This is a genomic window from Flavobacterium mesophilum, from assembly GCF_039581405.1.
In the GTDB taxonomy this organism is placed as follows: Bacteria; Bacteroidota; Bacteroidia; order Flavobacteriales; family Flavobacteriaceae; genus Flavobacterium.
This window is the reverse complement of sequence record NZ_JBCPXZ010000008.1, coordinates 204,512-217,919: the sequence shown is the minus strand read 5'-3', so window position 1 is coordinate 217,919 and position 13,408 is coordinate 204,512. Positions and strand designations below refer to the sequence as shown.

At 39.2% G+C, this 13,408-nt stretch carries 6 protein-coding genes; 3 read left to right on the top strand and 3 right to left on the bottom strand.

Annotated elements, in window-relative coordinates; translation table 11 throughout:
- Positions 1-1,137 carry an efflux RND transporter periplasmic adaptor subunit gene (locus tag AAYQ19_RS21300; protein ID WP_343539161.1) on the top strand — a complete coding sequence of 379 codons (1,137 nt, stop codon included), beginning with the start codon at positions 1-3 and terminating at the stop codon, positions 1,135-1,137.
- 203 nt (positions 1,138-1,340) lie between these two features.
- Positions 1,341-3,131: a mechanosensitive ion channel family protein gene (locus AAYQ19_RS21295; RefSeq protein ID WP_343539160.1), complete on the top strand. Its 1,791-nt coding sequence runs from the start codon at positions 1,341-1,343 to the stop codon at positions 3,129-3,131.
- Between the two features lie 5 nt (positions 3,132-3,136).
- On the opposite strand, the gene AAYQ19_RS21290 is transcribed toward AAYQ19_RS21295, so the two are convergent.
- Complete coding sequence (locus tag AAYQ19_RS21290; protein ID WP_343539158.1) at positions 3,137-3,490, bottom strand: cupin domain-containing protein; 354 nt, start codon at positions 3,488-3,490, stop codon at positions 3,137-3,139.
- Positions 3,491-3,743: 253 nt separating this feature from the next.
- On the opposite strand from AAYQ19_RS21290, the gene AAYQ19_RS21285 reads away from it, so the two are divergent.
- A complete protein-coding gene (locus tag AAYQ19_RS21285; protein ID WP_343539156.1) occupies positions 3,744-5,471 on the top strand; it encodes a tetratricopeptide repeat protein in 1,728 nt (575 codons plus the stop codon).
- 159 nt (positions 5,472-5,630) lie between these two features.
- On the opposite strand, the gene AAYQ19_RS21280 is transcribed toward AAYQ19_RS21285, so the two are convergent.
- A complete protein-coding gene (locus AAYQ19_RS21280) occupies positions 5,631-6,944 on the bottom strand; it encodes an OmpA family protein (RefSeq protein ID WP_343539155.1) in 1,314 nt (437 codons plus the stop codon).
- Between the two features lie 30 nt (positions 6,945-6,974).
- The gene (locus tag AAYQ19_RS21275; protein WP_343539154.1) at positions 6,975-13,400 is read right to left on the bottom strand and encodes an MBG domain-containing protein; all 6,426 of its coding nucleotides are present in this window, start codon (positions 13,398-13,400) and stop codon (positions 6,975-6,977) included.
- Positions 13,401-13,408: the final 8 nt, after the last annotated feature.

The window sequence follows — 13,408 nt, the reverse complement described above, 5'->3', positions numbered from 1 at the left end:
ATGAAAAAGAAAATCATTTTTGCGTTTACAACTGTTGTGCTACTACTGGCATCATGCGGTAAAAAAGAAGAAAATAAACAGAATGAAGCAGTAAAAACAGCTGAAAATAGTATAACCTTATCAGCTGAACAAGCTAAAAATGCTGGAATTGTCATTGGAAATCCTCAGGAAAAAGAACTTAGCGCGATTGTGCAGCTTCAGGGTGAAGTTACAGTGCCGCCAAACAGCTTGGTAAATGTAACATTCCCGTTAGGAGGTTATATTAAAAAGACGAATATTGTAACAGGAATGCATGTTCGAAAAGGACAAATCTTGGCAGTAATCGAAGATATGCAGTATATTCAGTTACAGCAAGATTATTTAATGGCAAAAGAACAATTCAAAGCAGCGAATTTGGAATTTAGTCGTCAGAAAGAGCTGAATGCGAAAAAAGCAAGCAGCGACAAAGTTTTTGAACAAGTCACAGCTGAACGTGAAACACATCGAATTGCCATGGCTTCATTGGCACAAAAACTAGAACTTTTAGGTCTTAATGTAAACCGATTGAATGCTTCAAACATTACAAAAGCAATTAATGTGGTTGCTCCTGTAAATGGTTTAGTTTCTAAAGTAAATATTAATACCGGCAAATATGTTTCGCCAACAGAAATGCTTTTTGAATTAACGAATATTCAAGATGTAATGTTGACTTTTAATGTTTTTGAAAAAGATGTTCAATCTCTTAAAGAAGGACAAAAACTGGAAGTATACAGTAATTCTAATTCTGAAAAGAAATACAGCGCGAAAATTCAGTTTATCAATCACAGCTTGAATAAAGATCGTGCCGCTGAAGTTATTGCACGATTAGATCAGTATGATTCATTATTCTTGCCTGGACTTTTTATAAATGCTGATATTCATATCTCCAACAAAAAACAATTGACTTTGCCTGAAAATGCTATTGTTGATTGGAAAGGCAAAAGCTATGTTTTTGAAGAGAACGGAACTAATAGTTATAAAATAGTTGAGGTAAAATCGGGAATTGCACAAAATGGTTTTAAACAATTTTCTTCAGAAGTAATTACTGCTTCATCAAAATTGGTGATAGAAAATGCTTATACGCTTTTGATGAAGGTGATGAACGAAAGTGCACAATAGGTTTAAATTCCAAAAATAAAGTTCCAAATTCCAAAATCAGCGGAATTTAAAAATACAATTTAGTTTGAAAAAGGCAGTGGTAATTATATCGCTGTCTTTTTTGTTTATGGAATTATTAGCATTGTTATTTTTCTCGCCTAAAGATTTCTTTTTTCTTGTAGATTTCTTATTTTTAGGAGATTAAACTGCTAAAATAAATTCATATGATTTTAGATGCCAAGCGTTTTTTGTTTAATTTGCTGCTATTGTTGACTTTACTAGTTATGCCGAATACGGTATCGTCTCAATTATTGGGAGCTGCCAAAACCACTACAGAAGCACCCGAAAAAGCACCCGAAGATTCCCTCGGAAGACGAACGCCTCAAGGAACAGTAAACGGATTTATAAAAGCAATTGGTGAACAAAATTATTTGCGTGCCAGCCAGTATTTTGTATTAAGCAAGCGCTCGTATCGCAAAACTGCAGAGAGAATAAAAATAGCAAAGAGTTTTCAGTTGTTATTGGATCAAGGTGGTAATTTATCTCCCTCATCAATTATCAGCAATAAAGAAACAGGACGTACAGATGATGATCTGGCCATTGGCGTAGATTTGATTGGAAATATATCGACTAATAAAATCGTAATTCAGCTTTATGTAGAAAATCAATCTGATGATAGCGAGCCTGCTTTATGGCTTTTTTCTGCTGAAACAGTAGATGCGATAGCTTCAGCTGATGTTACAAGTGAAAAGACATTTTTAGATCGAGTATTGCCTGATTTTTTATTAGAAAAGAAATTAGGAAATGTTCCTTTAGGACATTGGTTAGTTGTTGTTGTCATGATGGTGGTATCGTACTTGCTTTCTAAAATGTTGCTTTTTGCATTCGTTTTTTTGATTCAAAAAATTTGGAAAAAAGCAGAGAGCGATAAAGGCAGAGCCATAATTGAAGCTTTTGAATTGCCTATCCAAATGTTTCTTGCCGTTATTTTATTTGTAGTATTTACACAACGCATGGGAATTTCTATTGTGGTTCGTCAGCGTTATAGTATCATTATAATTACTATTGGAATAATTGCTTTTTTGATACTGCTCTGGAGAATAACCGACTTTGTTAGTACGTTTACTCGTAAGAGAATGAGTCTAAGTGGACGCCTCTCTGCTGTTTCTACTATTTTATTCTTAAATCGTACTACTAAGGCCGCTATTATTGTGATTGGAATTATTGCGATACTTGGTATTATAGGTGTAGATGTTACAGCTGGACTTGCGGCACTAGGAATCGGGGGGATTGCTTTGGCACTCGGAGCACAAAAAACGATAGAAAATTTTGTGGGAAGTGTAAGTCTTATTGCTGATCAACCCATTCGTGTGGGAGATTATTGCAGAGTTGATGATATTAAAGGAACAGTAGAAGCAATCGGAATGCGCTCTACAACATTACGAACTTCTGCTCGAACAATTGTTACTATTCCGAATGGGCAATTATCGGCCAGCAAAATTGAAAATTATGCGCACCGCGACCGTTTTATATTTAATCCGATATTAGGTTTTAGAATGGAAACAACGCCCGATCAAATGCGTTATCTTTTAGTGGAAATTAGATCTTTGTTATATGCGCATCCTGCAATATTAGACACGCCGCCAATAGTTCGTTTTACGGGAATTACCGCTGATGCTTTGAAAGTTGAGGTTACAGCTTATATCGAAGCAATTAGTTTGGAGAAATCACAAGAAGCACAAGAAGATGTTTTACTGCGTATGATGGATATCATAGAAAAAAGTGGCACTTCACTGGCTTATCCGTCGCAAACTATTTATATGGCGCGCGATACTACTTCTTCTAATGAAAAAGCTGTTGCAGTTTCGGAAATTGTCAAAAAATGGAAAGCAAACAACGAATTGCAATTGCCCTATTTTAATCCAAAGCGTATTGAAGAATTAAAAAATACCATCAAATATCCCGATGACGGAAGTTTTATAATGAAAGACGAAGAAGAGAAAGAAGAAGAGTAAAAATATTACTCTTCAATTGTAGTTCGGTCATTATTTGTTGTCGGTTGTGAAATCACAAGAAATTCAAGTTGTTCCGAAGTTTCATTAGCAATGTAATGTTTTGTTTTTGGCTGAATCAATATTCCTTTTTGTGAAGTAACAATTGTTTTATTTTCGTCCAAATAAAAAGTTGCTGTGCCTTTTAATACAAAAAAGAATTGTTGGGCTTGGGTATGGAAATGTAATTTTTCTCTAGTTGCGGGAGGCATGTTTTCTTGTTTGACTGAAAGTCCTTCAGTATCTGCTAAAATCCAACTGTCGCAGTTGTCTCCCCATAAATAATGTTCTGCGGTTTGTTTGTCAACTATTTGATTGTTCATTTTGAAAGTCAATTTTGATGTAGTGAATAGGCTTAAATAGTATATGGATAAAAATACAATTCTATTTGATGCAAATGGATTGAAAATCTATTCTTTTTTATTTCATAATTGTCTTTAGTTAATTAAAACGATATATCAATTTATTAGATGTATTTATTTGAAAAACAATAATTTATGTAATTTTGTATAACCAATTTTTTTTGTTAGAAGAATGAATTCTTTGACTGATTTATTAATATAAATAATTTTTGTTATGAAGCACTCTTACTTACTAATTGCTGTTTTTCTTGTATTTTCTTGTAGCAAAAACAAAAATGTAGAAACAAAGCCAACAAAAATTACGGCTGTACAAGGATGTTTAATACCCAAAACTTCAGATAAAGATTGGTATTCGCTAAACAAAAAAGCACCAAAATTTGAAGGTCTCAAAGGAATAGATTTTAAAATTTCAACTGATAATTCAGAAGTTCAAGAGTATTTCAATCAAGGAATGATGTTGGCTTACGGTTTTAATCATGCCGAAGCGGCAAGATCATTTTACGAAGCTTCACGATTGGATCCGAATTGTGCGATGGCATATTGGGGGTTTGCATATGTTTTAGGGCCAAATTATAACGCCGGTATGGAAGAAGATAATTTTCAGCGTGCTTATGATGCGGTTCAAAAAGCCAAAAAGCTTTCTGCAAAATGTTCTCCAAAAGAAATTGCACTTATAGACGCAATGGCAGTAAGATATGTTGCAAACCCTCCTGCCGACCGCAAACCATTGGATATAGCTTATGCCGAAGCGATGAAAAAAGTATATGCTAAATTTTCAACAGATCCAGATGTTGGGGCGCTTTATGCCGAATCTTTAATGAATTTGCATCCTTGGGATTTATACGAAAAAAAAACTGGAGCAATAAAACAATGGACCCCAGAAATCGTTGAAATTTTGCAGGAATTAATGTTGAGAAATCCAAAACATCCAGGTGCACATCATTTTTATGTTCATGCTTTAGAAGCTTCCAACACGCCCGAAAAAGCGTTGAAAAGTGCTAAGTTATTAGAGACTTTGGTTCCTGGTTCTGGGCACTTGGTACATATGCCATCGCATATTTATATCCGCACAGGAGATTATCATCAAGGATCGCTTTCAAATATTCAAGCCGTAAAGATTGACAGCATTTATACAACAGTCTGTCATGCACAAGGAGCTTATCCGCTTGCTTATTATCCGCATAATTATCATTTTCTGACTGCGACTGCAGCTTTAGAAGGAAATTCTAAATTAGCGTGGGATACTTCTAAAAAACTTCAAGAACATATTTCGACAGAGATTATGCGCCAGCCGGGATGGGGAACTTTACAACACTATTATACAATTCCGTATTACATTGCTGTAAAATTTGCCATGTGGGATACTATTATTGCGCTTCCAAAACCAGACAATGATCTTATTTATCCGCAGGCAATTTGGCATTACGCAAGAGGCATGGCTTATCTTGGAAAAAATAATCTGCCGAATGCTGAAAAAGAGTTTTCAGCTCTTGATAAGTTATCAAAAAACAGCACGCTCAAAGATTTAACTATTTGGAATATTAACACGACTTCAGATCTTGCTATTATTGCTTCAAAAGTTCTCCAAGCAGGAATTGCTTCAAAGAAGAATGATCTGAATAAATCAATAGTGTTATTAAATGAAGCGATAGCAATTGAAGACAATCTCAATTATAATGAACCGCCAGATTGGTTTTTCTCGGTTCGGCATTATTTAGGTGCAATATTGCTTAAGGCAGGGAAATGTAATGAGGCCGAAAAAGTCTATCGGAAAGATTTGCAGATTTGGCGCAAAAACGGTTGGGCATTAATCGGATTGTACAATTCGTTATTAAAGCAGAAAAAAGAAAGTGAAGCTTTAAAAGTTAAAACTGCTTTTGATGATTCTTGGAAGTATGCAGATTTTAAGATTTTATCTTCGGCATCTGTGATGGAACAGTAGATTTATATTTAAGAAAACTTGCCAAAAGAGAAGGCTTCAAAAAAATATGGATTTTCATGCGTAATCTCTTTCTTCAAACTGATATGATCAGAAAATAAAAAAAGGAGCTATTGGTTAAAAATAGCTCCTTTTATATAAAAGAAATGTGGACGGTCAAATTTATTTGTCAATTAAAACAAGAGAAACACGACGGTTTAAAGGTTTGTTTTCGGCTGGAGTGTTTGGAACTAGTGGTTCACTTTCTCCTTTAGAAAATAGGTGAATTCTGTTGTTTTGGATTCCTTTGTTATTCAGATAATCCGCAACGGCTTGTGCGCGAAGTTGTCCGATTTCCATATTGCGTTTTTCAGTTCCAATGTCGCAGGTATATCCTGTCACATTCAGTTCAACATCATCATTTTCGTTCAGGATTTTGGCAATTCCATCAAGTCTTTCTGCTAATTCAGGAGTAACCTTAGTATTTCCGATTTCATTGAAAGACAAAGGCTTTTCAATATAAGCGCGCTGTTCAGCCGTTATCTCTTTTGGCTTCGCCATTGGCTCTGGAGCATTTTGAGGCACGGGTGCTGGTGCTGGTTTTGGAGCAACAGTCTCAGTTACATTTTGAGATGGCGCTGTTTCAGCAGGCTGAGGTTTTGCCTTATTCAATGAAAAACCTAATTTCAGCTGAATTCCTGCTGATAAGTAACGCGTTTCCTGAACAATTTTACTGTTTCCGACAACGCCTTCTGCCTGTATGTTACTGATGCCACTTGGACTATACGATACTATATTGGCATTGGGATTGCTCTTGGCCAAATCTGTCAGTCCGTAATCTGCATAAACTCCTGTGTAAAGCTTCATGTTTTCCTTAAGCTTAAAAGTCAACCCGGTTTCTATGCTTATAAGAAAGGCTGGGTCTAGACTTATCGAGGCCTCATCTTTCCAGTTGGTGACTTTTCCGAATCCATGCGAAGGCAGATCATCGATCAGAATATTCAGATCGGGATAATAACCGCTGAGTTGCATTTCATCTGCGGAAGCATTAATCTTTTGTTTTCCTGGAAATAATATTTTCCCGCCAAAACCTAAATACCATTCCGTCTGGCTGGCCAATGATGCTCTGTACTGCAGAAGCACCGGAACAGCAAACGACATAAAGTGTTGGTCTTCCTTATAGTTCTTTGGAGAAACTTGGTACTCGAATGCTGATCCTTGGTCATCAACCTCGTATGAATTGATGGTGTTGCCGTCATTGAGCTTGAAGCTGTTTTGATTGTACATGAAATCCAAACCTGTATTGATTCCCCAGTGATTGCTGAAGAAATACGTATATCCGATTCCCAATCCGCCTCCGAATTTGAGCTCGCCGTCGCCAATCGGGCTGTCGTAAAGAATTCCTGACGGTCCGCCATTCAGCTTGACTGTGATTTCCTGAGCTTTTATATGGAGACTATATAATAAAAATAGTGCTGTTGCGATCTTGATCTTCATTTTCATCTTTTTTAAATTAAATCCCATTTTTTAGATTACCAGTAAATTGATTGTTTTCTGCTCACCATTTGAAAGGGTAAGCATTACAATATAAATTCCTGATTGCGAAGGAGCCACAAGTTGGTTTTTGGCTTTTACGTTTGAAACGCTCTGAATTTGTGTTCCGACAACGTTAAAGATCGCTAGAGTTGCTCCGCTAAGTTGAGATTCACTGAAATTGCATTCAACCGTAAATTCATTTGAAGATCTCACAGGATTTGGATAAATTTTCAAAGTCTTGGTAAAAGTCGCTCCAGTCAATGTTAAAGGACAAGATTTGATTGAATTTCCGTTTTTATCTGTAGCAATAACATAATAAGTTCCATTCAATGCCTGGCCTTCGCTATAATATTGACGTGTTGCGCCAGAGACTGCTGATCCGTTTTTGTACCATTGCCAAGCAACATAGTTCTTGCTTATATTGTCAAATAACAAGACATCAGCCCATTGTTGTATGATAAGTCCTGACTGACTCACAACAACTGATCTTGTAACCGGTGTGGCTGGATTGTAGTTTTGGTCGCCGTTTTGACTGGCAGTAATGGTTGTACTTCCGGAATTTTTGATATTCAGTGTCGTTCCAGAAATTTCGCCAATAGCTGTGTTTGCAATCGTGTAGGCGATAGGTAGTTCGCTATTGGAAACAGCAGTAAGCTGTACAGAATTTCCAGTATCACATCCAAGATCGAGGCTTTGTGTCCATGTTATAACTTGGTTTGCTTTGGTAATTTCGAAAGTCGCACCTGCAAAAACAATGATATAGTTAGCTCCGGCGTTGATAGTTCCTGCTTTAATGTTATAAGTTCCAACATTTTCGCCTGCATCTCTTGAAAGATTTCCAGTCAGTATTGCATTGGTGTCTCCATTTACAAATCCGGTAGCAGCAAAACTGAATACAGGATCGGCCGTGCCATAAACTTTTGAAAGCCCTGCTGTAGCCGTTATGAACAGTTTGTATTTTTCTGTAGTAAAGCTGATTTCGTTTCCGTAGTTCACATAACCGTTGCTGTTGATTGCATAAGTTTTGACATAATATGTTGTATTGCCTTTCAATCCAGTTAGGGCTGAATCGATTGCTCCAAGCGAATTTCCTTTAGTGATTTTTATATCTGCTATAGTTGGATTAGAATGTGTTGCATAAACAAAACCTACTTCTGTTAGACAAGTGCCATTGTCCCTGTCAATTCCGTCAGAAGTTACCGTTCCAGACAAGTTTGCATCGCTGACAGTAACACTTGAAGCATCAAGAGTTGCTAGACTTACAGGATTTGCAGGAGCTGTAATGACGAAAGTTTGTGTGACAGAGCAAGAGTTTGCATCTGTAATGGTTACATTATAGGTTCCAGGACTCAATCCGTTAGCAGTATTTGAAGTACCGCCAGATGGACTCCATGAATAAACATATGAACCAGTTCCTCCAGTCACATTAACGGAAGCGGAGCCGTTTGCGCCATTGTAGCAGGACACATTTGTTTGCGATGGTGTTGCTATTAATGGCGTTGGCTCTGAAATGGTAAAATTTTTGGTTAGAGTACATGAATTCGCATCAGTTGCAGTTACAGTATAATTTCCTGGACTCAACCCTGTTGCAGTATTAGAAGTTCCGCCTGTTGGTGCCCATAAGTAAGAGTAAGCTTCAGTTCCTCCTGTTACAGTTATAGATGCAGTACCATTATTCAGACCATTGCAAGTAACATCTGTCTGAGTGGTTGTTGCAACAAGTGCAGAAGGTTGTGTAATTGTGAAATTCTGCGTTAAAGTACAGCCATTAGCATCCGAAATTAATACGCTGTAATTTCCGGGGCTTAATCCTGTTGCTGTAGCTGCAGTTCCGCCAGATGGCGACCAAGCATAAGTGTAAGCTCCGGTTCCTCCTGAAACAGAAACGCTCGCAGTTCCATTTCCAGCGCCATTGCAAGAAACATTGCTTTTAGAAGGTATTGCGGCAAGTGCAGCCGGTTCGTCAATAACGATTGTTTGCGTTGCAATGCACCCATTGGCATCTGTTACCGTTACTGTATAACTATTAGGGCTTAGGTTTGTTGCTGTATTTGAAGTTCCGCCAGATGGCGCCCAAGAATAAGTGTAAGCACCAGTTCCCCCAGAAACTGAAATACTTGCAGTTCCATTGTTGGCGCCATTGCAGGAAACATCTGTTTTGGAAGGTGTCAATACCAATGCATTAGGTTGTGAAATTGTAAAGTTCTGTGTTAGAGTGCAACCATTGGCATCGGTAACCAATACGCTATAATTTCCTGCAGACAGTCCGCTTGCAATATTTGAATTTCCTCCCGATGGCGACCATATGTAAGTGTAGGCACCCGTTCCTCCGGTAACGTTTACGGAAGCAATTCCGTTAGCTCCGCCATTGCAAGAAGTGTCGCTTTGTGTCGCTGTTGCTGAAAGTGCGGAAGGCTGAGTAATAGTGAAGTTCTGCGTCAAGGTACAGCCATTCGCATCAGTGATTACTACGCTATGGTTTCCTGGGTTCAAACCTGTCACAGTTGAGGTGTTTCCTCCTGTTGACCATAGATAAGTATAAGTTCCAGTTCCTCCAGATACATTTACAGAAGCGCTTCCATTGTTGGCTCCATTACAGGTAATATTGGTTTGAGATGGCGTAGCGCTTAGCACGGCAGGTTCACTGATAATGAAAGTTTCTGTTGTTTGACATAGATTAGCGTCTTTTATAGTGACAGTGTAAGTTCCTGCTGAAAGTCCGTTTGCAGTGGCAGCTGTTCCGCCGGATGGTGCCCATGAGTATGAATATGCACCAGTTCCTCCAGTAACGGTTACAGTAGCACTTCCGTTGGAAACTCCGTGGCAAGAAACATTTATTTGTGATTTGGTTGCTGTAATTGTGGTTGGTTCAGTAATAGTAAAACTTTGTGTTGTCTGGCAAAGATTAGCATCTGTTATTGTTACAGTATAAGTTCCAGCAGAAAGTCCTGATGCTGTTGCTGCAGTTCCTCCAGATGGAGCCCATGAATACGTATATGCACCGGTTCCTCCAGTTACAGAAACACTAGCTGAACCATTTGAACCACCGTTGCAAGTCACGCCTGTTTGAGACGGCGTAACTGTCACGGCACTTGGCTGACTAATCGTGAAATTTTTGACAATGGAACATCCATTAGAAGAGGTGATAGTTACAGAATAATTTCCTGCGGCCAATCCAGTTGCGGTATCAGCATTTCCTCCAGATGGTGACCAAACATAAGTGAAAGGTCCAGGCGATCCAGAAGGAATGACGCTTGCGGATCCTGTATTGCCACCATAGCAAAGTATATCTGTTTGAGATGTGGTTGCTACCAAGGTATTTGTTGTGGTTATGGTAAAGTTTTTGGTAATGGTGCATCCGTTAGCATCTGTAATCAGGCAACTGTGATTTCCTGCTGCCAGATTGATGGCAGTCTGAGTTGTAGCTCCTGATGGAGACCATAAATAGGTGTAACTTCCTGCACCTCCAGCTGGTATTACTGTAGCTTCTCCTCCCGCAGAACATGTTGCATTGGTCTGAGATGTATTAGCAGTCAATAACGCAGGCTGGGTGATAGTGAAATTTCTGGTTATGAAGCATCCGTTGCTGTCGGTTATGGTGCAAGTGTAATTACCTACAGCTAAACCAGAAGCTGTTGCAGCGGTTCCCCCAGAAGGTGCCCATGAATAAGTATAAAGACCAGTTCCGCCTGATGCTGATACGGTTGCAGTTCCTGTTGCTCCTCCATTGCACAATACATCAGTTTGTGATGTTGTAGCATTCAATATATTTGGTTGGGTGATGGTAAAGCTCTGTGTCTTTATGCAATTGTTGGCATCAGCCACAGTTACCGTATAGGTTCCTGCCAGTAGACCATTTGCAGTTGCATTGCTCCCGCCTGTTGGTGCCCACGAGTAAGTATATACTCCGGTTCCTCCTGATACATTTGCAGTTGCACTTCCGTTAGAACCTCCATTACAAGACACATTGATTTGAGAAGGAGTGATATTGATAGCTGTCGGCTCATTGATCGTGAAGTTTTGTGTTTTTGTACAACCGTTAGCGTCTGTCACAGTAACGGTATAGGTTCCTGCTGAAAGTCCTGTAGCAGTTGCATTAGTTCCCCCGGATGGAGCCCATGAATAAGTATATGCTCCAGTTCCTCCTGTTACGCTTGCTGTAGCAGTTCCATTGCCACCTCCATTACAAGAGACATCGGTGTGAGAAGGAACAATAGACATTGCTGTCGGTTGCGTAATTGTAAAGCTTTGTGTTGCGGTACAGGAATTGGCATCTGTCACCGTTACGGTATAGGTTCCTGCAGATAATCCTGTAGCTGTTGACGCAGTCCCTCCGGATGGAGCCCATGAATAAGTATAAGCTCCAGTTCCTCCTGTTGCACTCACGGTTGCGGATCCCGTGCTGTCGCCATTGCAGGCGATATTGGTTTGAGCTACTGGTGAAGCAATTAGGGTAGGTGGTTGTGTAATCGTGAAACTTTGTGTTGCAATACATCCATTGGCATCGGTTACTGTCACTGTATAGGTTCCTGCAACAAGTCCTGTTGCTGTTGCGGCGGTTCCACCCACCGGTGCCCAAGAATAGGTATACGAAGGAGTTCCTCCGCTTGCACTAACCGTTGCAGATCCGGTACTGCTACCATTGCAACCTATGTTGGTTTGGGATCCAAATGAAGCTACAAGTGCTGATGGTTGAGTTATGTCAAATGTTTCGGTATCTTGACATCCATTGGCATCTGTTACCGTCACGGTATATATTCCAGCAGAAAGCCCTGATGCAGTTGCAGCTGTTCCTCCGGATGGAGCCCATGAATAAGTATATGCTCCAGTTCCTCCGGTTACGTTTACTTTCGCACTACCATTAGAGCCTCCATTACAAGAAACTTTAGTTATAACTCCTTGCGTAGCATCTAATGCTGGAGGATCAATTAATGTAAAGTTTCTTGTAATTTGACAGTTGTTATTATCTTTTATAGTTACAGTATAAGTTCCCGCAGCTAGATTGCTGGCAGTTGCACCAGTTCCTCCTGATGGAGCCCATGAGTAGGTGTAAGGAGCAGTTCCTCCGCTAGGAGTTACAGTAGCAATACCATTTGCTACACCATTACAAGTAATATCTGTTTTAGATGATATTGCAGTTAACACCTGAGGTTGTGTTATGGTAAAATTTCTTGTAATTGATGTTCCTTCATTATCTGTAATAGTAGCAACATAGTTTCCTGCTACAAGATTATTTGCCGTTGCACCAGTTCCTCCAGTAGGAGCCCATGAATAGGTATAAGGAGAAGTACCACCAGTAGCAACAACGGTTGCAGATCCATTGTTTCCACCATTACAAAGTATATCAACTTGTGATGTCGATGAGGTGCTTAAAGCTGTACCAGTTGTAAAAGTTAAATCACTTCCGTAACTAGTTCCTGAACTGTTTTTTGCATAAGCTCTAAAATGTATTGTAGTTGATGCAGGAAGCCCTGTTACAACTGTACTAAAAGTTCCTGTTCCGGTTCCTATTTGCACTTTAGTATTTGATGTCGTTGGATTTGCAGTTGCTGCCCACACAATTCCTCTTTCTACCGATGTATCGCCACCATCTCCAGTAACTTCACCGCCTAAAACTGCCGAAACAGATTTGATACTTGTAGCTGCAGTAGATGTAACGGTAGCTAAAACGGTTGTGGTAACTGCTGGTGTTGGATAGCTTGCAGGTGTAATAGCATAATTGGTTGAAGCGTCATGTATCCAGTTATTATAATCGTTTATTTTGAGTAATAAATCGGCAACTGTACCCGTAAGCGTGCCATTATATTTGCTATTAGCAATTTCAGGCCCTGGAGCAGGGAATAAAGCAACACAATTTTGTCCATTAGTAAGTCCTAATGGTATAGCACTTGAAGGCCCACCAGAAGTAGTGGAAAGATTCCAATGTGTTGTTGCATCGTAGTCAGCAGAATTATAATCACCATTTACACCACCAAGAAATGTTGGCATATTTGGTGAAACGGGTTTTGGCCCTGAAGCCGATGTATATACCAAAATCTGATCACCAGCCGAAAGGTTAAAGCTTGTAAATCCTGAAGCCAAACCTATACCAGAAGTTCCGGTAACTGTAAAAGTATCAGCTGCGGTTTCCATTACAGAAACTATTGTGCCAGCAGGAGTAAAGGCTGGGACTGTCCATTGTAAGTGTGTTTCGGTACTTCCAGTAACCCAGGTTGTAGCTCCCCAACCTTGTTCTGTAAAATAGATTACCGTGCTTGCAGGAATGTCTTTTAAGGTAATAAAAGAAAAACCATCTAACGGACTAGTATTATATCCTATTAATGCAATATCACCAGCACCCAAAGCCTGAGCATTAGCTTTTGGCAGGGTTAATAATGTACATAAGAATATAAAAAACAAGAGTAATTTTTGTTTCATAATATACG

Bases quoted from the DNA above. Each gene is read 5' to 3' on its own strand.
- AAYQ19_RS21300 (WP_343539161.1), top strand. From the start codon at position 1: ATGAAAAAGAAAATCATTTTTGCGTTTACAACTGTTGTGCTACTACTG.
- AAYQ19_RS21295 (WP_343539160.1), top strand. From the start codon at position 1,341: ATGATTTTAGATGCCAAGCGTTTTTTGTTTAATTTGCTGCTATTGTTG.
- AAYQ19_RS21290 (WP_343539158.1), bottom strand. From the start codon at position 3,490: ATGAACAATCAAATAGTTGACAAACAAACCGCAGAACATTATTTATGG.
- AAYQ19_RS21285 (WP_343539156.1), top strand. From the start codon at position 3,744: ATGAAGCACTCTTACTTACTAATTGCTGTTTTTCTTGTATTTTCTTGT.
- AAYQ19_RS21280 (WP_343539155.1), bottom strand. From the start codon at position 6,944: ATGAAGATCAAGATCGCAACAGCACTATTTTTATTATATAGTCTCCAT.
- AAYQ19_RS21275 (WP_343539154.1), bottom strand. From the start codon at position 13,400: ATGAAACAAAAATTACTCTTGTTTTTTATATTCTTATGTACATTATTA.